15 protein-coding genes are annotated in these 24,399 nt (G+C 42.8%); 4 read left to right on the forward strand and 11 right to left on the reverse strand.

The genetic code is table 11. The annotated features are described in order from the left end of the window. The 3 genes from CJD30_RS09835 to CJD30_RS09845 all read right to left on the reverse strand — a co-directional run. On the reverse strand, positions 1-2,596 hold a 2,596-nt coding region (locus tag CJD30_RS09835; protein WP_294918632.1), incomplete at its 3' end, for a filamentous hemagglutinin N-terminal domain-containing protein. A gap of 100 nt (positions 2,597-2,696) precedes the next feature. After that, positions 2,697-11,207: a hemagglutinin repeat-containing protein gene (locus CJD30_RS09840; protein ID WP_294918634.1), complete on the reverse strand. Its 8,511-nt coding sequence runs from the start codon at positions 11,205-11,207 to the stop codon at positions 2,697-2,699. Between the two features lie 17 nt (positions 11,208-11,224). Further along, positions 11,225-12,931, reverse strand: a complete 1,707-nt coding sequence (locus tag CJD30_RS09845) for a ShlB/FhaC/HecB family hemolysin secretion/activation protein (RefSeq protein ID WP_294918636.1) — start codon at positions 12,929-12,931, stop codon at positions 11,225-11,227. A gap of 167 nt (positions 12,932-13,098) precedes the next feature. Between CJD30_RS09845 and CJD30_RS09850 the strand changes: the two genes are divergently transcribed. Then, positions 13,099-13,785: a response regulator transcription factor gene (locus CJD30_RS09850; protein ID WP_294918637.1), complete on the forward strand. Its 687-nt coding sequence runs from the start codon at positions 13,099-13,101 to the stop codon at positions 13,783-13,785. Next, a complete protein-coding gene (locus CJD30_RS09855) occupies positions 13,782-15,680 on the forward strand; it encodes a sensor histidine kinase (protein ID WP_294918639.1) in 1,899 nt (632 codons plus the stop codon). Before CJD30_RS09850 ends, CJD30_RS09855 begins: the two co-directional genes overlap by 4 nt. Here the strand turns inward: CJD30_RS09855 and CJD30_RS09860 are convergent. From CJD30_RS09860 to CJD30_RS09895, 8 genes are all read right to left on the reverse strand, one after another. After that, a complete protein-coding gene (locus CJD30_RS09860) occupies positions 15,677-16,672 on the reverse strand; it encodes a TonB-dependent receptor (protein ID WP_294918641.1) in 996 nt (331 codons plus the stop codon). The two genes, CJD30_RS09855 and CJD30_RS09860, sit on opposite strands and share 4 nt — an antisense overlap. A gap of 158 nt (positions 16,673-16,830) precedes the next feature. Continuing rightward, entirely contained in the window at positions 16,831-17,571 is a 741-nt protein-coding gene (locus CJD30_RS09865; RefSeq protein ID WP_294918642.1) for a TIGR02757 family protein, read from the reverse strand. 1 nt (position 17,572) lies between these two features. Continuing rightward, positions 17,573-18,838, reverse strand: a complete 1,266-nt coding sequence (locus CJD30_RS09870; protein ID WP_294918643.1) for an RNA polymerase factor sigma-54 — start codon at positions 18,836-18,838, stop codon at positions 17,573-17,575. A 6-nt stretch (positions 18,839-18,844) separates the two neighbouring features. Then, complete coding sequence (gene lptB / locus CJD30_RS09875) at positions 18,845-19,567, reverse strand: LPS export ABC transporter ATP-binding protein (RefSeq protein WP_294918644.1); 723 nt, start codon at positions 19,565-19,567, stop codon at positions 18,845-18,847. Beyond that, positions 19,560-19,970 carry a tRNA (adenosine(37)-N6)-threonylcarbamoyltransferase complex ATPase subunit type 1 TsaE gene (gene tsaE / locus CJD30_RS09880; RefSeq protein ID WP_294918646.1) on the reverse strand — a complete coding sequence of 137 codons (411 nt, stop codon included), beginning with the start codon at positions 19,968-19,970 and terminating at the stop codon, positions 19,560-19,562. Before tsaE ends, lptB begins: the two co-directional genes overlap by 8 nt. Continuing rightward, complete coding sequence (trpD, locus tag CJD30_RS09885; RefSeq protein ID WP_294918648.1) at positions 19,967-20,947, reverse strand: anthranilate phosphoribosyltransferase; 981 nt, start codon at positions 20,945-20,947, stop codon at positions 19,967-19,969. Before trpD ends, tsaE begins: the two co-directional genes overlap by 4 nt. After that, a complete protein-coding gene (locus CJD30_RS09890; RefSeq protein ID WP_294918650.1) occupies positions 20,944-21,192 on the reverse strand; it encodes an RNA-binding S4 domain-containing protein in 249 nt (82 codons plus the stop codon). Before CJD30_RS09890 ends, trpD begins: the two co-directional genes overlap by 4 nt. 90 nt (positions 21,193-21,282) lie before the next feature. Continuing rightward, complete coding sequence (locus tag CJD30_RS09895; protein WP_294918652.1) at positions 21,283-23,022, reverse strand: YgiQ family radical SAM protein; 1,740 nt, start codon at positions 23,020-23,022, stop codon at positions 21,283-21,285. A gap of 60 nt (positions 23,023-23,082) precedes the next feature. On the opposite strand from CJD30_RS09895, the gene CJD30_RS09900 reads away from it, so the two are divergent. Continuing rightward, the gene (locus CJD30_RS09900) at positions 23,083-23,514 is read left to right on the forward strand and encodes an iron-sulfur cluster assembly scaffold protein (protein WP_294918654.1); all 432 of its coding nucleotides are present in this window, start codon (positions 23,083-23,085) and stop codon (positions 23,512-23,514) included. Beyond that, entirely contained in the window at positions 23,511-24,344 is an 834-nt protein-coding gene (locus CJD30_RS09905) for an iron-binding protein (protein ID WP_294918656.1), read from the forward strand. The genes CJD30_RS09900 and CJD30_RS09905 overlap by 4 nt, the downstream gene beginning before the upstream one ends. The last annotated feature ends 55 nt before the right edge of the window (positions 24,345-24,399 follow it).

Below are 24,399 nucleotides of genomic sequence, written 5' to 3' on the forward strand. Positions count from 1 at the left end.
CTGTTCTATTCGTTGCTACTACATAAAACTCTTGACTGACACCTTTTGGAAGTGTAACACCTCCATTAATCAAATCGACAACACTTCCATTTCCTAGCGGTACACGAATTTCACCTACACCTTGCGTAAGAGCCGCACTCTGAAGTTGATCCATACTTACCGTTTGTACCGGGGCAACACCATTAGTTGAACCAACAAGATTGAATGTTCCATCGCTTGTTGTGCTCTCTGGTACAATCGTTTGTAAGAGTGCATTATTCTGCACTTGCGTTTGTATTTGTTGTGGTTGCGGTGCTACAGGTGCAATAACTCGTAGTATGGGTGGAGTTACCGCCGTTGAATTTACGATCGTTGTGATATCATAATGTTCTACGGGTCGAGCTAAAGGTGTCGGGGTTAATGCCGCCGCAACACTCAAAGGAGAGATATGACGATTTGACAAAGTTGGATATGCTCCACTGTCAAGTTTCCATGTCGTATTTAATCCACTTGTAGAGATGTCCCATCCACTAAAGGTTGAAAGAGTTTTCATTTCTGCTGTAGTTTTTCCTGTTCCACCTTCACTCGTTGATTGTCCTGTTGTTTGGGTATCCCAATAGTTGTTATCTATTGGAATGAGCCCTATTTGATCGCACACAAGCCCTCCCACAGTTTCTGTTCCTGAAACACTACCTGTCGCATAAGATGTTGCGATCGAAGCATTATAAACCCCCCAATTTATACCAACAAGTCCACCGACACGAGATGTTCCCGTTACGTTTGAAGCCGCATATGATTGCGAAATTGTTCCTAAAAAATTATTGCCAACCAAGCCCCCGACTTCATATCCTGTCCCTGTTACACTCCCTGTCACATAAACATTTTTAAGAACTCCATAATTGGTTCCAATGACTCCACCAACACGATTTTGTCCTGTAATACTGACATTAACAAGTCCAAGATCACGAATAACAGTGGTTGCATCAATACCTCCAAAAAGAGCGACATCATCTGTTGTAGGACGGTTGATCGTAAGGTTAGAAATCGTGTGACCAAGACCTATAAATGATCCATAGAGGGTAGTGCTAGAATCCCCAAGGGGAGCGAAGCCCATCCCACCGTTCCAAGTGCTCGTTACACTCGCATCGATATTGGCTCCAAGCACATAGTAGACGTTGAGATTCATCCCTGCGATCCCTTGTAAAGTTTCACCATTACCGATATTTTCATCACCTGCACTTCCAAGAGCAGTGATAACAGAATAGATGAACCGAGTGCCATCACTCCCAAGTTTTGTTTCAAAGTTAATTCCCTCATGAAGTGAGATACTTTTTCCTGATGCGATGACATAATCAGCCGTGTTATTTGCAGCGACGGCACCTTGACCATAGTAAAGTGCTACTTTTCCTGTTGCGCCACTCGAAGTGATGTTGTCAGAGATGTAGATATTGCGATGGGCATTAAGGGTTAAGGTTGTGTTGGCACTCCATGTGATCGCATCTTCAACAAAGATGTCCCCATTGGTTCCTACTGTTCCAAACTTACTTGTTGATGTGTCTGTCCCTGTTCCTGTTTGAATGGTAATGCTGTTACTTCCAAGAAGAGTGCTAAGGGTACTTCCTGAGATATTCCCTCCCGTTGCACGGATAATAAAATCCTCAGGATCGATCAACCATTGTGCTGTTTTAGCATTGACACCATCTTTGATATTAACTTTTTCTCCACTGGTCTCAATAAACCCCTTCCCACTTCCCGTTGAAAGAGTCCCTGCCACATTCGTTGTCCCCCCATGCGCAAATAGAACAACTTTTCCATCGACATTGTTGAGGCTTTGTGCTTCGATGATACCGGTGTTGTTTACCATACCATCAAGAATTGTATTGAGGGCTTGGGTTGTGAGGTAGACTTGACCGCCATCGGCTTTGATAAGTCCTTTGTTCTCTACCAAAGCATCCATAGTTCCTTGGTCGATAGTGAGTTTCACGAGTGAGTTACCGTTTAGATTCAGGCTGATTTTCTCCCCTGATGCCAGCTGGACATTTCCCATGGTTGCTACAATCGTTCCCTCATTGGCAACATGTTTACCCATCATGGCAACGTAGCCGTTATTGGCAGCAATCGTTCCCATATTGATAATGGAGTTTTGGGAGTTACCTTCGAAGGTGTAGTTACCTGCTTGGAAGTTTGCGTCGGTGATGTTCAGTGTAGATGCGACTAATCCTCCGACATTGATTTGTGAACCATTAGCGAAGAGTACGCCATTTGGATTTAGAAGGAATACTTGTCCGTTGGCGTTCATGGCTCCTTCGATAAGAGATTGGGTTGTCCCTACAACACGGTTCAAGGTAACTGATTGTGCTGATGGCTGTACGAAGTTGACCGTTTCGGTTTTTCCAATACTGAAATCTTGCCAGTTGATAGAGGCTTTATTGGTCGATTGGTTGATCGTCGTGATTGATCCGTTTTGGTTGATCGTTGCGCTACCGCTTGTTACGCTCCCGCCGCTTGGTGCCGCAAAGCTCATTGTTGATCCGGCTAATAATGCCGATACTACGAGGGAAATCTTCCCTCCTTTTAAGATACGAAACCGCGAACTGAAATCGGGTGTGTATTTCATAAGAGAACCTTTAAAAAGAGTTATGCTGATGTAACTCTAATTAAAAAAAGTTCCTAAAAAGTTTCTATGTCATCCGCACATTTATTTCAATATAAGTATCTTAATTTTTAACTTTTTTCAACGAACTGCTAATCGTATCATTCATATATTGCGGTTTTGAGGTCGATTTGGTTGGTTGTGTGCTTTTCTTCACATCGGTATTATCATTATTCGGTTTATCGGTCTCTTTTGGTGTTTTTGGCGCTAAAGTTTTGTTGACATTTTCTTTTTGTTTTGTCCAACCCTCTTTAAGTTTTTGAATCTCTTCTTGTCTGCTTTTTGGTGTTGATGGTGAATCCGATTTGTTTTTCCCTAATTCTGGTGCTTCGGATGAGTATTTTTTCGTGATAGTATCGGAAGCTTTAGGGCGTTTATCCGGAATATCGTCCGTTGTTTTTGACCCTTCTTTTGGAGTTTTTGTCTCTTTTTCAGCACTTGCACTGCCTTCAATTCCCAGTGAATGTGACCAATCTTGGGCTTTTTCGTTTTTGACATCTCCACTCATCGTTGTTTTACCTGATGTTTTTATATCCGCTTCCTGATTTGTAATAGTTTTCGCTTTGATATTCAGATTTCCGCCTGATTCGATGGAAACAGTATCAGAAGTTACATCTTTGCTGAAGTTGGCGTTTCCTTCTACACCGACACCTTTGCTGCTTCCTTCGCCACCTTTGCTCGCGCTTGCTTCGACACCGATTCCAAATCCATAATTAGTTTCTGAATTCGTTGCGGCTTTCAAGTTTACATCGCCTGTAGCTTCAATGGTTGTATCTCCGGATGATTTGAGTTTCGTCCCTTCCAATGTCACATCTTTAGATGCGTTGACACTGATATTAGATCCTTTGATGCTACCCGTTTGAGCCGTTTTGCTTGAACTGTTTTCTTGCTCATACCCGCCACTTGCTTCACCGCCCATATCCTTGCCGCTTTTTGAAAAACCTATCTCTGCACTGATATTTTGCCCGCTTGATTCGGTTGTATCGTATGCGGCGTTAAAATTAACACTACCTGCGGATTGAATGTCCACTTTCTCTTTACTCTCTATATTTGTCCCTTCGAAAGTAGCATCCCCTTTTGTCGTTTTGATATTGATGTTTCCATTGGCGTTCATACTTCCGGTTTTAGCTGTACTGCTACTTTCACTTTCCATTTCGCCACCGTAGCTTGCCTCACCGCTAGGTCCTTTGGTTCCATAGACGCCTACTTTTCCTTCAGCCGCTATATCATGCTTGGTTGAACTATCTGTTTGAGAGTCTCTTGCCGCCTGATAATCAATCGTACCGCCTTCCAAGGTAATATCTTTACCCGCTTCAAACTGCGTTCCGATAAGGGTCGTACTCTCTGTCGATTTTGACGTGATGCTCCCGCCCGCTTTATATTTTGATGTAACTGCTGTTTTTGTGGTCGAAGATTCACTCTCAATACTACCCTCATAACTCACTTTGAGACCTGCTGAAGCACTTGCACCAGCACTAGCATCCGGTGCAATTTCACCCCCGGTCAATGAATTTGCTTTCCCTTCTACACTTCCTTCAGCTTCTGCATCGGCACCGGCATATACCCCCGCACGTGCTTCGTGAGATTGTGTGTCTGTGCTGCTAAATGTGGTGTCATGGATAGCTTCTTCTTTGATAACACGGGCAGACTGATCGATGTTACCCTCCGCTTCAATCGATGTTCCTTGATCTAAAATCGTATCGGTTGCAGTACGTTTAAAATTTCCACCTGATTTGAATTTATTGGTCACATTCGTCACTGAACCCTCGGTCGTCGTTTCTGATTCATATCCCGCTCGTACTCCGGCAGTTACTTCTACTTCCGCACTGGCACCGGCTTGAGCACTACCACTGGCGCTTCTGTATAATCCACCTGTTGTTTGTGTCCCAGATTCAGCACCGGCACCTGCTTGCGCATTTGCTTCTCCACCGACGTAGAGACCGGCAGTTACCTGTGTAGAACTTGAAGTAGAAGTACTAATATCTTGCGCCGCTTTATTTTCGATAGTATTAGCCTGAATCGTCATATCGCCGCCCGATTCGATATCCGCACCGACAAACAATGCTTTATCTTTTGCTTTCATATCCAGATTACCGCCCACTTTAATCGTGGAACTGGTATTTGTCAGATTGTAGGTAGATTCGCTCGTATTTTCTGTACGTGCACCGACGGTCAATGTCGTATCGGCACCCGCTTCGGCATTTGCATTAGCTTCCGCTTGTGCTTTAGCCGAAACAGAAGGAGTTCCCAAAATTGTATTACGTTTTTTTGCTTCAGCACTTGCACTTGCATCTGCAGAAGCACCTGAGCTTGCATTGCTCTGTTCGTAAAAACCTACCGACGTCGTCGTTGTATTGGTTGTACTGTATTCTTCATTACGCCCTGTCAAGACTTCAATCTGATTAGCATCAAGAGATGCATCTCCGCCGACATTGAGATTAGAGCCTTGGATCGTTAAGGTCCCTTCTGTTTTAGCGTTCAGATTACCTCCGACATTAAAATTAGAAGCAACGCTGCTTCGGCTTCCTTCCACGCTAGTCGTTGTACTCGTTTCCGCCAATTTTAAATTATGATCGGATGAAGTTTCTCCGCTTTTTTCGGTCGAAGTCGAAGCAGATGCGGATGCAGTTGCCCGTTTTCCATTAGCATTTGCGTCAGCTTCAGCTTTTGAATCGGTATTAGCTTTTGTTTCCGAACTTGTCCCATCACCATCAACTTTTAAGAATGTCGTCGTGGTAGTTGTTTTTGTCGTTCTCTCTTCGTCAAGCCCATCAAGAATTTGAATGCCCATTTTGGCGTCAATCGAAGCATTACCGGCAACGTTCAAATCAGACCCTTGCAATACAAACTTATCCCCTGCTTTGACATTTAGGTCCCCTGATGGTAGTTCATCAAGTTGATTTTTTAATTCTTTAGCTTCAGCAAGTTTTTCTTTATAAAGGGTGTATTGTGTTTTGAACTTCTCTTTTATAGCAGCCGCTTCGGGAGACCCAGTCGCCGCTTTTTTGAAATCCGATTGCAAAGCCATTAAAACGTCTGTTGCTTCGGAGAGGGCTTTGCTTTTGGTTTGAAGCTCTTTAAACAATTCGACCCGTTTTTCCTGATCTTCGGCTTTTCCGACTTGAATACTGGACCCCTTATTCGTCCCTTTGAAATTTTCCTCAGTCGTTGTTTCGGAGCCATACACGCCTCCGCCTACACCGATACCGGATGTTTCACTGGTTGTTTTGCTTGTCACCTTATCCTGACGAGCTTCAACTTTGAAACTGCCGCCCGCATCAACATCCATACCTCCATCAGCAGCTACGTTACTGCCCGCAATCACAGTATCACCACCACTTTTTAGTTTGAGTTTTCCGCCGGAAGATAGATTCGATCCGATATTCGTTTCAGTCGTCGTGGTGTTGTTGGTCGTCGAGCTGTATAAAGGACCGGCATCGATATTGGATGTAGAAGATGTTGTAGATTTATCAACTATCGTATCAAAACGTATTTCGCCGCCTGCGGAGAGTGATGCATCCCCTCCAGCAGTCACATCTGCACCTAAGACTTTAATATCTTTTTTAGCATCCATGTCAAGATTGCCTGTAGCAGTGATTCCAGCCGTTTTTCCGATGGATGTAGAGTATTGAGTATCGTTTCCTTGACCTACTGTCAGCGTTTGATTGACAATACTTCCCTCAGTAGAGGTCAAGCTTACATTGCCGCCTTGGATATTGCCGCTCGTATTGGTAATATCGTTCTTCACTTTAACGGTTAAAGTATCGCTACCCTGGATCGTTCCACCGGTATTATTCAAGGCATCACCCGCGATATTGACATTGTCAGCCGATATTGCCGCACCTGTTAAGATGGCATCTTTTGTCGTTTGAGACAAATAAACGCGCGGAGCTAAAACTTTTTGTCCGCCGACTTCGACCTCTTCCATCCAAACGATATCTTCTTTTAAATTAGCAACTTGGGACGCGGTCAGCGCTTTACCGTAGGTGAACCCCATTTCTTTTCCTTGGGTTACCGCTTGATCCATCAACTGCTGTATCTGCTCCGCTTCGGTTCCGTATCCTTTGATGAGATTGGTACCCATTTGCTGAATCAACTGCTGACGTACCATGTAGGCTTCATAACTCGAATCTCCCAAACGACGTACGGTATCATCCGGATTAATCCCATATCGTTCCGCCATATAATCTGAACCGACAAAAGTGGATCCCACAGCAAATAAAGGGTTCGTTTCAATCAGATACGCGGCATTCGGGTCTTGTGAGACAACAAAATAGCCGTTTGGATTGCTGGGAAGAGTTAGATTAAGACCTGCAAAAGAGAGTGTAGTTCCAGCGATTACACTCTCTTTGGAACTCAAATTACTATTTCCGGCACTACTGACCCCAGCAGGACTGGTACTGCTTCCGTTACTTTGAGATTTACTATCGACTGAACCAGTCGTAGGATTATTAGCTTTTGTATGACTAGAATCCGTCGGCCAAGGCGATCCTTCATTGGCAAGCGTACCGCTAGTAAAATTAAAATTAGTAGCATAGATACCTGAACCGAACGAATCAGTAGTAACCGCGCCACTCATTGCGGCTCCACTGTCTTGTGAACGATTTTTTGCATCATTATATGCATCTTGTGCATCATTCCAAGCTTCTGAACTATCACTACTACGAAATCTAGACCACCCGTTTCCAGGGTGATATTGTCCCCACTCATCATGATCTCCATCGACGTTAGTCGAATAGGATGCATCACTGCGGTCACGTCCCCAAAATTCGTATTTTTTCTTACCCGATCCTGCCCCGACATAGTCATCATGAACTTCAATCATTTGAGTTTTATAACTGTATTTATAAAGCGCCATATCTTGATTTGTGAATGTACCGGTTCCACCGATATTAACTGTTGGAGCCGAAAGTAATGCGATATAGTTTCGCCCGCTGTTACCGTAGTTTATTGTCAAACTGCTTCCACCGCCATTGGCAATGATTTGTGCTTTCGGCATTGCACTGAGAGCTTCTTTTGTGATGCCGTTTAAAGTCTCTTGACGATCAAACTCCCATTCCATCACTTTAATATCGGCACCGCCGTAAGCACTTCCTTCAGTCAATAGTCTTTGCGCTTCATGAAAATTGTGACTGTTTTCGACACCACCCAGCGATTTAGTAATGGTTGTTCCATCAGAAAGCGTTGTTTCATTGGTAAAACTGCTCGATGTGGATATTGAGATATCACCGCTTGTCACAATCGTATTATTATTCGTAAAATTGGCACTGTTGGTACTCAGTGTGCCGCTGCTGTCAATCGTACCGCTACCGCTGCGGTTATAAATATTTCCGCCTACAGCATTGAGAGACATGGAGCTGCCTGCGTACAACGCTCCATAGTTATCGATAGCATTAGAACCGTATGTGCTCAAAGACAGATCACTCAAAGATGAAATCCCACCTGTACTTCGGTTGGTTATACCGTATGATGTAATATTAAAACTATCATTTGAATGAAGTGCACCATAGTTTTCAAGCGTTCCGCTCAAAGCCAAAGTTGTCGTCCCTGATGTCATAGCCCCCAAAATAACGGCGGAGCTATTGGAACTGCTCCCATTTTGTAAGCTTGCGATTGACCATGTCATTCCTGCATCGGCATACATTTTCCCTTGGTTATCTACCGTTGTTCCAACTACTCCCAATGTTGTCCCTGCCAATAGCGTTCCAGATGATTGGTTACTCAAACCAACCGTATGCCCCGATAAACCGAGCGTCATCGCACTGCCCGATTGAACCCGTCCTGTATTGATGAGATTGAACGATGACTGGTTTGTACCGATTTCGACACTCCCCTCGCCTATTACACTCCCGCTATTGCTGATATCCGAACCACTGTTGAGTGTCATTGCATCGACGCTGTGAATTTGCCCTGAGTTATTCAATGCTGTCCCAGATGTCGTTGAGAGGCTTATGTTCATCACATCCGATGCTTCCACATACCCAGTGTTCGTCAATGCCGTCGCTTGAAGCGATAATGTATCACTGTTTCCAGAAGCTTTAATCGTTCCGCTGTTATCGATTGTCGATAAACTGTTTAACGTGAGCCCTCCGGCTGATTGGATAATCCCTTGGTTATTCACACTACTGCTAAGTGACAAGCTCCCATCTGCTCCTGCAACGGTTGAAACCAATAATTTAGCACTGCTTCCGGTATTTGAAAGAGATGATGCCGATATAGTAGATCCGGTGTTTGCTTGGATAATTCCGGCATTGCTCAGTGCTCCGCCGACCAATCCAAACGTTGTTCCAGCCAATAGCGTTCCGGATGATTGGTTGTTCAAACCAACCGTATGTCCCGATGAGCCTAATGTCATCGCACTGCCCGATTGTACCCGTCCTGTATTGGTGAAATTGAACGATGACTGGCTTGTGCCGATTGCAACACTCCCCTCTCCTATCACACTCCCGCTATTGCTCATATCCGAACCACTGTTGAGTGTCATTGCATCATGGCTTTGGATGAATCCGGTATTTTGCAAAGCGGTTCCTGATGTTGCAGACACATTGATATTCATTACGCCTCCCCCATCAACGGTTCCGCTATTGATGAATATTTGCGATGAGAGATTTAACGCTTCATTATTTCCACCGTTTGAACTATTTAAAGCTAAAACCGTCCCATTATTGGTAAGAGTAGCTCCTGAAGTTATATCTAGTTGACCGGCAGACTGCATTAACCCGTTATTTATTACGGTATTTGCAATATTGAGCACCCCGTCACTACCATTTTGGGTGGAAACAAAAAGTTTTGCCCCAGATGCATTACTTAATGTTGATCCAGCTATCAACGTTGCATTTGTTGCCTGAATTGTCCCTGCATTAGTGATATCATCCGCTTTCATAGAGAGGTTATCACTTAATATCGCCGATCCGACTTGATTGACGATATCCAAAATATGCCCGGTTTCCCCCAATGTCATCGTATCGATAGCTTGTATCGTCCCGGTGTTGGTCAATGTTCCCAGTGCATCTGCCGCCTTGATTGTCAGATCATCTCCCGCCAAAACCGTTCCGGATATTTGAATCACATCGTTTGCCACTACACTTATATCCGCACCCGATTTGATTGTGGTATCAGCACTGACACTTATAGTATCGGTCAAAGTGTTTCCCAACAACAAATCCGTACCCGCCAATATTGAGGTTCCGTTCAACGTCATTGTATCCACCACGTCAACTTCAAGCGTTCTATTGGATGCACTCGTATTAGAACCGCTATAAAGAGTGGTGCCTTCTGTATTAAATGTACCAAAGTTCATCAGCATTCTGCCACCCGAACCCCACGTTACTCCTGATACATCAGCAATTCCAGTTACTTGAACGTTCATTTCAGCACCTGCAAAACGGACAGCATTGCGAATACTGCTATCGGATAAAGAAACAGCCGATAACGTCAAATTTTCTCCGGCAGTAAGTTTGGCATCGCTCAACGTTACACCGCCGTTTGCAATCGCCAAATCTATATGACGTTTTGCCGCAAGTTCGGCAGTTATACCTGACACTTTCAGTGTATCGGCACTATTCGTGCTTGCACCGCTGTATGCAACGGCGATATCTCTCTCGGCACTGATTTTGTTTTTCAGTTCGATTTTTCCGGATGCGGTCAATATAAAATCATCGCTCAAAGCGGCAGCCTCACTCAGAACACGGACACCGACCCCTGCTTCGGTCGCGATAATTTTAATTCGGTTTGCATACATCCCACCCAAAGCCGTCGAATCGATGGAAAGTTCCGGAGCTGCTCCGGATGGCTGAATAGCGGTAGCTTGTGACGTCGCATAATCCCATGTATTCGTACCGGTAACGATTTTCAAATCTTTCGCGTTGATCTGTGCATCGATCTTAACGGCACGTGCAAGAATATCAAAATAGTTTTGTTCCGATCCGTCTAATCCATTTCCTTGAATTAAAATATCCCCTTGATTGACGGTAAAACCAGTCAATCCACCATTGACAGACATAGTGGGTGTTCCAGTAGTCAAAGTGACACGATCAGTATTGATAAAACCGCATCCCGCACATGTAATACCATAAGGATTGGCTACAATCACGTCTGCTTTGTTTCCCAATACTTCCGTATATCCAAGCAATTGGCTGCGGTTGGGAGCAACCACTTCATTAAGGATAATTCTGGCCTCAGCCGATAGATTGGTATTCGCCATTACCTGCCCCGCAAGCTGCGACTGCCGTGCCATTTGGGAAGCGTTTCCATTATTGAGGATCAATCCATTTGTTCCGACATTATAATTTGTAAATTTATTATGGGATAGACCAGCTGCATTTGCTTTATCGATATTAACGACCGGCACGCCATTGGGAGCGTTATATACATTGGTGGCACCTGATCCGGGCGCTACGACGACTCCGTCGCCGTAAATAAACCCAGGCAAAAGGAGAGCTGACACAACCGCTGCAAGCCGATTAGTTTGTCCAGGGTGAGAATGTGATTTGGTATTTTCAGCCGCCGGAACATATGCGTTTTTCGATTCATTCCATACCAGTCGATAAATATGATTAATAGACGGTCGTTTCATTTTTATATCTCCTTGTCCTAAAAGCCTATATTTAATTTTGCAAATACGAGAGTGCTCTCATCTTTGAGCGTGTCAGGCTTGGAAAGAGATCGGCTAACTGACAAATCAAAAGTGATTGCTGAATAGGCTATATTGATTCCACCGTTCAAACCACTCATGAAACCGCCTTGTTCGCCATAACGATCTCTTATTTCACCGAAATCGAATCCAATAGACGGTTTAATCCGGCAATTTTTTCCGTCTATTGAAAAAGTGTTCGGAAACGCTATGTCGTTGCGAACATAAAATCCCGTATCTCCGGCTATTGAACTATTACGGGAACCGCGAACACTATAGAGACCTCCGATTGAAAACTGCTCTGATCCATACAAAACATCCGTTCCATATTGACCATTCAACGATACGCTGTACAATCCGCTTTTTTCCCCTATTTGAAACGGTTTCATCCAATTTACCCCATATGTCCATTTCCGAAATTGTGCATGCGGTGACGTTTCCGGTAAATAATCAGGATCTTCCAATGCATCAAACCATTTCATGCCCCATACATGATTCAGCGTCATAGTGATTCCACCGCCTAAAAAAATGCTATTCCAAGCAGTTCCTAGAGTGAATGTGGAAAGTTTGCGGCTGCTAACGTTCAAATATTGCTTCTCCAAATAACTGTTTGTCCCCTTAGACCCCATCGCTGCATCAAAAGACAACCTGTCCGTAGTATCGCGATAAGCAACATACTCCATGGATAACGATGTATTTTTAGTATCACCTTCCGAAAGCAAATCGCCACCGGCAGCATGGATTGTCGCTGCATAGTCAGATCGGCTATGAGATAACGATAGTGTTGTATACCCAAAGGGGATAGAGTAAGAAATGGCATTCACCATGGAGTGCTGAGAAGCAAAATCTGTATTCAGCGTTCGTGTATGCGAATACGTGAATAAATCATTCAAATTGAGGGGATTATCGATGGATATAAATGCACTGCCCTGACGTTCTCCTGTCGAACTGCTCCCGTAATTATCGACAGACGTATTTAGATGCAACCGATACGACGGTATGTTTTCAATAACGATACGGCTTCCGCCAGCTTTTTTGCCGGGTTCAATTCTCATCGTAGCACTGTTAGAACTCAGACGATTAATCTGATCCAATCCCTGTTCTATATCTCGAATATTAAGAATTCTCCCCTCTATCCAAGGAAAAGCGGTGGAGAGATTGATATTATCGTTATTCAACGACTCGTTATGATTTATATTAATACTTTCAACACTCCCCTCAATAACTAAAATACGAAGTTTTCCATTCGCTAGATCTTGAGGTTGCACGTATGCCCGAACCGAAATATACCCTCTTGCAATATACGTATTGACAATTTCACCGATCAATCGTTCAATTTCACCTATGCCGAGGCATTTTCCTTTATATTTGCGGACGATTTCCTGACGAACGTCATCAGCCATCATATCGGCATGTTCTATTTCGATTTCGGTGACTAATGTACATATTCCGATACTTTGCTGTTCCGGTAAGCGAACCGCTTCAACGGGAATAACGGTTTTTGAGCGATTGAGCATCTCGTCTTTACGTTGCTGTTCAAGTTGCTGTTGCTGCAGACGAATAATTTTATCGGCTTCTTTCGATGCATCTCCCACATTGTCTGCGTATACCGATGTCACTGAAACGGCAAAATAAATACAATTGATATAAAAAGATTTTTTTTTCACGCAACATTTCCCTATCCTATAAACTATAAAAGTACTTTAAATAAAAAAAGTTCCTAAAAAGTTTCTGCACGATACAATGTAATTCACCAAGTCAAAAAGTTAGAGACAAAAAAGTAACTTTTTCTGATAATAATTGCGCATAGTAAAAATAAGGATTAGTAAAGCTGATGAAACCTTTCTCCGTATTTCGCAATATGAGTGTCTTAATTGTTGAAGATGACATCCAAAGTGCACAGCATCTGTATGAAAGTATGGAAAAATTATTTTTTGAAGTCAGTTTAGCGCATGACGGAGAAAAAGGTCTAGAGCTTTTTTACGAAAAAAAACCCGATTTGCTCCTCGTCGATATCATGATGCCAAAGATGAGTGGATTCGAACTTATACGAACCATTCGGCAACACGACAAAGATATTCGAATCGTCGTAGTGACAGCGCATAGTACAAAAGATTTTTTAATGGAAGCGATTCCGCTAAAACTAGAAAAATATCTTGTAAAACCGATCGGCTTCGAGGATTTTCTAAATCTCTTCCAAACTCTTGCAGATGAATTAGCAGGGCAATATCCACAGAAAATCAAGCTCAAAAGTGGTGCAGAAATATGTTGGTTCGAAAAATCTGTCGACTATCAAGAAGTACGATACAATCTTACAAAATCCGAGTTTAAACTTATTCAACTGCTTTTATCACAAAAAAATCATATTGTTTCCAAAGAATCCATAGAATCCTGTCTATACTATGGCGGGAGCATGAGCGATTCGTCTCTTAAAGGGCTAATCAATAAACTTCGACAAAAAATAGGTAAAACGGCTATCGAATCACATAGCGGTTATGGGTACAAAATACTAACAGCATGAAAGCAATTTTTCTCTTATTTTCTCTATGTTTCTCGCTGTTTGGAATAACCATCAGCGGCACTTCGCAACCCTTAAACAATACAATCGAAATTCTTATTGACCCGGATAAAAATCTTACGATACATGAAGTGCTGAGCGATAGCCGTTTTTTTAAAAATTCTAGCGGTACACAAAACTTTGGATATTCAAAAAATGTTTTTTGGATTAAAATCAGCCTCACCAATTCTTCATCGGTGGAACTCAAACGCTTATTGGAATTGAAATTTCTACCTATGGATTTTATCGACTGTTATATTGTTGACAGCTCCAATCGTCTAAAAAACCATTACACCTCTGGCGATATGAGACCGCTTTCAATCCGTCCGACCAATAATAAAACGCCTCTTTTCCCAATCGTTTTAAGTGCTCATGAAACACAAACCGTTTTCATCAGACTTGAAAATTCCGGCACGATGGTTATTGATCCGATCTTATATACACCCGAATATTTTTGGGAAAAAATCAATCCAAACCGAGAAGCATTTATTAGTGCATTTCTAGCTATTATTGTCTTTTTTACACTCTATAACGTCGTATTGTTTTTTTCTTTGCGAGAAATCAGTTTTATTTATTATTTTTTAGCAATGTCCAGTATGTTTGTCATGCAATCCACCCTTTTTGGTGTAGCCTACGAATATGCCCCTTTTCTAGGATTATGGAACCTTACCATTGCCCCCAATATCGCGGGCGCATTCTTTATCGTTTTTAGCGTCCTGTTTGTAAGCTCTTATTTTGAGTTAAACCTTTACAGTCCAAAAATAGACAAATGGCTTTCCCGTATCCTATTTGCAGTCTATACTCCTATATTTGTATTACTTCTTATTCCACAGACCTACAGTTCGGTACTCCCTCTGATTTCCCTGCTTGGGATCATTGTTATCTTTCTCATTCTTTATCTCACCTATATCGGGTATCAAAAAAGTCCCATAAGCAGTCACTATATTTTTATGGGATGGCTAATATCCGGCAGTTTAATGATTCTTTATATCATGGAACTGATCGGTATTCTCCATCTTAAATTAGTAGATGATCTCACGATACGCATCGGAACATTGATCGAAATGATCTTTTTTTCATTTGCGCTAGGAGATAAGCTCAGATATCTGAAAATGAAGACGGCTGAAGCGGAAATTAAAGCTTTGGAAAGTGAAAAACAAATGCTTATAAAGGCTAAACTGGCAACTGCGGGGGAAACGGTAGGCAATATCGCACACCAATGGAGACAACCCTTAAACAGGCTTTCTACAGTGCTTCTTAATATTCAAAGCGATCTTTATTTCAAAGAAGAGATCGATAAAGAACTTTTAGTCAAAAAAACACAAGAGAGTGAACTAATCCTCAAAGATATGTCAAATACCATCGATCTTTTTCTAAATTTTTTTAGTAACACACACTCAGATGAAATTTTTAATACCGCAGATGCCATCAATGATGCGATATCGATCATGGGAGAAACATTACAAAAAAATTCTATTGAGCTAACGATGGATATTGATAAAAAGACATCGATACAAGGAAACAGGTCTGAATTGGCACAAGTGATTCTCAATCTTCTCTCTAATGCTCAAAATGCCCTATTGTTTACTCAAACCTCTCCTGCACTCATAACGATTCATACAAAAAAAGTAGATGAAAAAATACACATCGATATCTCTGATAACGGAGGAGGAATTAAAATCATCCCTATCGAATCGGTTTTCGATCCATACATATCATCGGGAAACAATAAAAATGGAGCAGGTTTAGGACTCTATATAGTCAAAAACTTAATCATTCAGCGCTTCAAAGGGGATATCCATGTTATCAATAGATCGGAAGGTGCCGCTTTTATTATTGAAATACCATCCGCTCTTTAGTCAAATTTCATTCCTAAATGAAACCCGATGATACGCGGCATACCAAAATGATAATAGTTATGGCTAGGAGTATGGATCATAAAATCCGAATAAGCCGAATTATCCACATTATTAACGTATACTTCAGCCGTCCATCGTTTATTCCTATAGCCTAAAGAAGCATTAGCGATAGAGTATCCGTTGTAATGTGTCGTATTTGCAATATCATAGAAACGTTTCCCCATATACGTCATGGATGCTGTACTGTACCAATGAGCATCCAATTTGTATTTTCCACCTATTGCAGCGGTCATATCGGGGACATCTATTAAATTTTTGCCTGAATAATCAAGTGAATTCGAAATGAACCGATCGTATTTGGCTCGTGTGATACCTATACTGCCATATACATCAAACGTATCCGATACATAATTCAATGTCGATTCGAATCCATAACTGTGTGCTTTATCGGCATTGAGCGTTGTCGTAGCCAAATAATCATTAAAGGTGATCGTACGCACATCATGCATACGGTTATAAAACACTGCACTGGCCATATTCCATGACGAATGAGCTCCGTTTTTATATCCAAGTTCTAAACTCTCTGTAATCTCAGGATTATAAGAGATCAAAGTCGTCCCCGGACTGCGATAATTGTATCCACCGGCACGATACCCTTTTGAATAGGTCAAATAAAGATTATTTCCATCGTTATCATAAGCAAGAGAAAACGTAGGAAGCCAGTGATCTGAAACAATAGTTGATGACAATGCAGACGCATAGCCTGTGTAGTCACGGGTAAAATCCCGTTTTGTTTGTTGATAACGGAGCCCTGATGTCAATGAAAAATAAGAGTTCAGAGCATAACGGATTTTTCCGTACAACGCTACATTCGTATCCAAATTATCTAAATTATTCGTATTGTTATACGATGGAACAGAAGGAAATCTTTGGGTTTCAAGATAATTAAATCGCAGTTTATCGCTATAAAACCCACCCAATACATATTCCATTTTGTCATAAATAGCATTTAGACGTAATTCCTGCGATACCTCTTCAATATTGAGGCGTACTTTTTTTATAATATCTTGTACATAATTGTAGTTATTTGTATCTTATGTTATTCTTCAAAAAAGGCATACAATGGGCTTGTGTAGCCACTTGTATAAGGTTATAGTATTTTTTCTTGACCAATTCGATAAAGGGCAAAATCGTATTTCAACGGATCGTTTGGATCGAATTTTTTAAGATTTTCCGTCAATTCTATTGCCGCTCTCATATCGCATACGGAACGTTCCAATAACCCTAATTTTCGTGAAATCGCAAAGGTATGGGTATCAAGCGGCATTATCAGATCATGCATAAGCACCTCTTTCCATAATCCCATATCGAGTTCATTAGAACGCACCATCCATCGCAAATACATCATCCAACGTTTCATCGCCGATGCTTTATTGATCGACTTTATCGGTTTTCCTATCAAGAATTCGTACCCTTTGGAACGATAGGGGTTGATATCGTACAGGGTACGGATAACACTGTTCAACCCATCAAAAAAACCATCCGAATACCCTTGCATAAACAGCGTTTCAATGCCCCCAATCGCCTTGAGAGAACGGAGTGTTATAAACCACTGAATGATGTCTTCGCTCGATTGAAATCGATAGTATTTTCCCTCTAAGTGCTCTCGTAAACACTCTTCATCGGCATCGATCCATCTAGGATCCAACGAATCGAGAAATGCAACGATCGCTTTGGCACTGCCATACGCAAAAAGAGCACATGTAAGGGCATGATGTTCATCCCAATGTTTACGTGCGATCATCAGCGGATCAGGGCGTTCAGCACATAATTCCTCTGCACAATTGCGAGCATCTACCTGAGCGTTCAGATACGCTTGTATCTCTTTCACACTATCGTCCCAAGAGATAGAGTTGTTTGCGTTCGCTCGAGCCTGCAATATTGAGTTGTTTGCGATATTTTGCAATCGTTCGGCGTACCATGGTGATTTTAAATTTATCTTGAATCATCTCAAGCAGTTTCATATCGCTCAGAGGTTTTTTATGTGACTCGTTTTTGACCAATTCCGCCACATAGTCTTTGATCGCTGCATTGGAGACATCTTCATCGATTGCAGTCGTAAAGAAATCTTTCATCGGAAAAATACCCCGATTACAAGCAATATATTTATTGGCTATCGCCCTAGAAATAGTGGACGGGTTATGTCCGAACTCATCGGCCAATGTTTTGAGCGTTAATGGCTTGATTGCCCCACCGGTAAAAAAATCGTACTGATACTCGACGATCATCAGTCCTACTTTGTAGAGAGTCGCTTTGCGCATCTCCAAAGCATCGACTAGGCTTTTTGCCTCTTTGAGCTTTTCTCGCACATACGGATGGTCGACACTGTATGCCGTATCGATCGTCACACCGGGATAGTATTGATCGTTCAGACGTACTTCTATCCCCTCTTCGGGATCGGTATAAATAATCAAATCAGGGATAACCTGCTGAGAATCCTCCATGAAATCAATCGCTGGAGGGTTTTTGAAGCTTCCGATCACGTTCATCGCTTCTTCAAAAAAACTCTCTTTTCGATAGCGCCCCAATTCATCCAAATGTTCAATCATATCACGTGCAAGGGTATATCCACCATCACTGATCGACGAGGATTCAAGCTGAAACATAAAAGACTCACTCACATTCCGCGCACCGATACCGACCGGTTCAACATGGATGAAACGGAGCCGAATTTTCTCAAACTGCTCGAGCGTAATCCCCTCTTTTTTACAAAAGGAATCGGTATCTCCCTCGTAATATCCCCCTTCATCGAGGTTTTCAATAACATGGCGTGCGATAAGTTGAGATACTGGGGTCGGAAACAAAGAACTCTCTATCTGCTCTTCAAGAATTTCGAACAACCCTTTTTGCTGGATTGTCAGTGCTTCAATCGCTTCACTGTGCGAATTTTGAACGTATCCGTATTGAATTTTTTTCGGGATTCGAGACTCAAAAGACTCTTCATACCCTGATTTTACCTCTATGAGAGGATTGCCTTCCACAAACGGCGTCATCGCTTCGCCCAAATCGCTCAGACTCGATTGCAAAATCGGCAACCAATTTCGGAGTGTATTGGAGAGCTTGTTTTTGAGCTCGACGTTTGTTTTGACTCGTAACATGCGCTATTAAAACTTGAACGATTCACCAAGATAGTGCTGACGCACATCCGGATTGTTGGCGATTTCATCACTTGTCCCTGATGCAAGCAATTCACCGCTTTTGATAACATAGGCACGATCACATACTGCCAACGTCTCACGAACGTTATGATCGGTGATCAAAACGCCTATCCCATACTCTACCAACTGTGAAATAACACTTTGTATATCCATAACGGCGATCGGATCAACTCCGGCAAACGGTTCATCGAGCAATAAAAAGCGAGGCTTGTTGACCAATGCGCGTGCAATTTCAGCACGACGACGTTCTCCGCCTGAGAGATTTATTCCTCGACGGTTACGAATAGGCTCGATATTAAACATCTCCAAAAGCTCTTCAATCCGCTTTTCCGCCATCTCTTTGGAGAGTTTCCCCGCTTGAGCAGCGATAATAAGGTTCTCTTCAACCGTCAAATCTTTGAAAATCGATGCCTCTTGCGGCAAATAACCGATCCCCATACGGGAGCGTTTATGCAACGGCAGATGCGAAACATCCTCTCCGTCAATATAAACTTTACCGCCTGTCGCTTCAACTAATCCGCACACCATATAAAATGTGGTCGTTTTACCCGCACCGTTAGGCCCCAAAAGCCCTACAACCTCTCCGGTTTGGAGTTCCATACTGATACCGCGAACGATTTCATGATTTTTGATCGTTTTGACCAGCCCTTCAATTTTTAGCTTATGCACGGTTCACCTCATAACATCGCGAGTCTTCATCGCATTTGGTAATTTTCACAATAATCGTCTCCATTCCGGCACGTTTTAACCACCCAAGCAGGGTATCATCCCCCCATTCGATAAAATGGTACCCTGCTCTTTCCAACTCTTCCATCATCCCCAACGACAAAAATTTCTCAAAGCCGTAATTGTACAAATCGTAATGGTAAAGCTTTTCCCCATACTGCTGCTGAAGTGAAAAAGTGGGTGAAGTAACGGCGTCTTCCAATCCGAGATAACGAGAAAAGTTTTGGGTAAACGTTGTTTTTCCACTCGCCAAATCTCCCTGCAAAATGACAATCCCACCCTGCGGCAGTTCTTGAACGATCCGCTCACACAGTGTTGTCAAGTTGTCTTGGGTAAGCTTCATCATAGCTTCGATGATACCGTAATGATTTGTTTTAATTTCTCTGCTGCCTTGCCGCTAAGCAACGTATCACGAGCGATTTCCAACCCCTCTTGCGCATCACGAGCCATCCCCTCGGCTACAAGGGCATACGCTGCATTGATGAGAACCATATCCCGTTGCGGCTCGGTGGAACGATTGTGCAAAATATCGGTGAGAATTTTGCCGTTTTGTTCCGCTTCGCCACCCAAAATCGCTTCAAAAGGTACTTTTTTAATCCCTAACATCTGCGGATCGATCTCAAAATACTCGATAGTGCCGTTTTTCAAATGTCCTGCATAGGTGATATCACTGATACTGATCTCATCCATTCTTTCTCGCGAACTCACTACAATCGCCGATTGCATCCCCAGCATTCGTGCAGCTTCAGCCATTTTAGGGACAAATACCTCATCAAACACCCCGAGGAGGATTTTGGAGAGTCCTACCGGATTGGTAAGCGGTCCCAAGATATTAAAAATCGTTTTTTCTGGAATCGAGCGGCGTATAGGCATAATAAACTTCATCGCCGGATGGTGATATTGGGCAAATAAAAAGGTAAATCCACACTCTTGGAGAAGTGTTGAACTCTGTTCCGGGTTAAGATCGAGCTTTACCCCCAAATACTCTAACACATCAGCGCTCCCCGATTTAGACGTGATGGAACGGTTGCCGTGTTTAGCAACATAAGCACCCGATGCGGCAAGGACGAGAGCAACGGTGGAGCTGACATTAAAACTGCCGCTTTTATCTCCACCCGTTCCTACAACGTCAATAAGTTTTGGTTTTAAATCCGATGGAACATCGAGAATAATGGAGTGTGTACGCATCACCTCTGCCGCGGTTGCTATCATCTCTGAAGAGGTTGATTCGTTCAATGTCAGTGAGAGCAAAAAATCCCGCATTTGTTCATCGCTCAGGCGATGTTCAAACAGTGCTTCAAAATCGGATTGTGTTCCACTCATGCGAGCTCCTTGACATAGAGATGTTGTTGAGATTTCGGAGTTGATTTGATCGTAGGAATAGCGAGCACTTCATAACGCATCTGTTTTTCAAGATAGATAAGGGTGATAATATCGCCTACAGCAACGTTTTTAGACGGTTTCACCGCCTTATCGTTGATATATACGACCCCTTCGCCGATCATGTCTTGGGCAACAGCACGACGTTTCGTCAGATTGACGGCATTCAAAAATTTATCGATTCGCAAAGAGGTTCCGTAATATTGAGTTTGAAGTCTTTATTGTAGGGAATTGAAACTAAAAGAGAGGTAAGAGCGCAAAAAATGTTCCACTATTTTTTAACTCGAAAACCCACTCTTAAAATTGTCCTTGGCAACAACAATCTGTTTTTGTTTCTCTTTGCGTGCCGTATCTTTTTCGACAAAGATTTTTTTACGCGTTTGCGGATCCATCTCCGTGTAATACATCACCGCCGAATAGGTCCCAGGGGTGGGAGTAAAGACCTGTGCCTGTTCGGGATTCATTTTCAGCTCTTCACTCGTAAAACGTTTCAAATCGTGCATATCTTTCTCGGTACATCCAGGATGGGCCGCGATGAGATAGTAGGTCAAAAACTGTTTTTTTCCCTCTTCGCGATTGAGTTTGTCATAGAGTTTTTTAAAATCGACTAACGTCTGTTTCCCCGGTTTGTTCATGAGATGCAGTACGTGTTCTGAAGTATGCTCGGGAGCCACTTTCATCTGTCCTGAAATATGATGACGCACCATCTCTTTGAGATACTCGTACCCTTGGCGTTTGTCTTCGTTGATAAGATCGTACCGAACCCCCGATGCAACAAACGCTTTTTTGATTCCACGCACTTCACGCAAACGGCGGAGAAGATTGATAACACGGGTGTGATCGACTTTCATTTTTTTGCACAGATGGGTATCATCTACACAGCGCTGATGATCACAGGTACCATGCTTGAGCTTTTTACTGCACTCGTAGCCATACATGTTAGCCGTAGGACCTCCGACGTCGCTGATGATCCCTTTGAAATCTTTGTACTGTGTAAACTGTGTCGCCTCGGCTAAAATCGACTCTTCACTTCGGGTACGGATGGTTCTCCCCTGATGAACCCCGATGGCACAAAAATTACACTCTCCCCAGCACCCCTGATGAGTCATGATCGAAAATTTGATCGTTTCCAAACATTTGACGCTCCCTTTTGGGCGATGGTAGGGATGCAGTTCCCGGGTAAACGGCAACGCTGATACCGCATCCATTTCCCCCTCATCCAGATAATCAGCCGGAGGGTTTTGGATCGCATACCGTCCATCCACTTCCTGACACAACCCTTTGGCGGAGATGGGATCGTTGTTATCGTAAAACAGATCAAACAGATCGATATAACGCTCTTTGTTTGTCAAACACTCAGCATGGGACGGTAATGCTAAATACCCCTCACGTGGCTCTTTGGCAATATAACATACCCCCCGTATATCCAGAGGAGATTCCCCTTTTTCAAGTGCTTTTGGGAGAGCAATAATCGCTCCCTCACCCATCCCGTAAATCAGATAATCCGCTTTAGCATCAAACAAAATCGGTTTGCGCAGTTTGTTGCTCCAATAATCATAGTGTGTGACACGTCGCAGACTCGCTTCGATCCCTCCCAATACAATCGGAACGGTATTTTTGAAATATTTTCGGATCAGATTGGTATATACCAACGTCGCCCGATCGGGTCGCGCATTATTGACCCCACCTGGGGTGTAGTCATCACTATTGCGGAATTTTTTGGTTGCGGTATAGTTCGAGACCATCGAATCGACGCTTCCGCCGCTCACCCCCCAAAAAAGTCTCGGTTCTCCCAAACGAATCACATCATCCGTATTGATATCCGGTTGACCGATGATCCCGACCCGATACCCTTCTCTCTCCAATATCCGTCCCACAACGGCAACCCCGATAAACGGTGAATCGATATACGCATCACCTGAAATGAGGATAACATCGCAAGCATCCCAGCCTCGAGCATCCATCTCGGCGCGGGTGGTAGGTAAATAACGGAGAGTTTCAGGGGTAATTGTTTTCATGATGCGAATTGTACGCTGAAATCTCTTAGGAGCGGCTATAAGGTACGGTATAATATTTCTATGGAAAACAATCTAAATCAAGAGATCATCGAGCATCTCATGCATCCCCGTAATTACGGTCCGCTCGAAAATCCTTCTGGAATTGGGGTAGGACATTCCGAACAAAGCGGCGAATTTGTTATTTTTTATATCTCTGCAAAAGATAACCTTCTCGAAAATGTCGGCTATGCCACCAATGGGTGTCATGATACCGTTGTGCTTGGATCCATGTTCACCGAAATGATCAAAGGTGAGTCGCTGGATTATGCACATACAGCGGCGCAGAAACTTCGTGAAAAAGTCGCTCAGGGACCCATCAAACAGCAAGCGTGCGCTCAAATGGTACTCACCGCTTTTGAAGCGGCTCAAACACACCAAAAGCAAAAAGAAAACGGTTCCAGCGAAGAACTTTATGCGATTGAAATCGGAATGGAATGTGAGGTAGAATCATGATAGACGAAAAGCTGTTTCGACGTAAACATCAGCTTTGGCTGCGAATAACCTTCATGTCGTTTTCGGTAAATGATCCTTGGGTCAAAAACCGCTTATATGAGTTTTCAAAAATCGAGTTTCGTCACCTCAAATGGTTGGCCAAATCATTATTTGAAAATAATATCGCCTACGACTACGAACGTGATCCGAAATTTACCATCGAAAATGAATCCTTTTTTGCATTGGTAAACACCGCTATCACAGAGATCAAAGCACTTCATCTTTTGTACACAGAGACTCCTCTTTTTGAGCGGATGAAGCATGATGAAGACTATATGCTCATCACGTTGCACCATTATCTTGAAAAACTCACATTGGATGAACCGCTCACGGCATTTAATCGCGAACGCCATTGGCCGGATGCCCTTTTAAATGAGAATGAGACCAATGCCCTTACCCTCTTTTTGTTTGAAGAGCTGTACAAAGAGTATGAGCTCATTATGATCTATTTTTATCGTCAAGTTCGAGCAACGACAGCTGCACAAGTGAGCAATTTTCAAGATTTGATCGATGAATCCCATTTTCATCTGCGCTCGTTTGGAGAGATGATGGCAAAAATGGGGATTTTAGCCCTTCCAAGACCTCTGCACGAGCGAACATATCACATCAGTGATATGGAGAAATTTCTTCGAGACGGTATTATTGAAGAGGAAAATGCGAAAGAAGAGTGCCGCAAGCTCTCCTCTTCCATCCAGGATGAAAAGCTCTCAAGCTTTTTTGAATTTATCAATTTTCAAGAGAGCTACCATATCGAAATTATGAAAAAATTATTAGGAGAAAACCATGGTTGAACAAGGAAATATTTTTATTCTTTTAGGTGTAATTGCCGTTTTTGCATTTGTTCTT

Origin of the sequence: Sulfuricurvum sp. PD_MW2 (assembly GCF_002633015.1) — a bacterium.
GTDB lineage: Bacteria > Campylobacterota > Campylobacteria > Campylobacterales > Sulfurimonadaceae > Sulfuricurvum.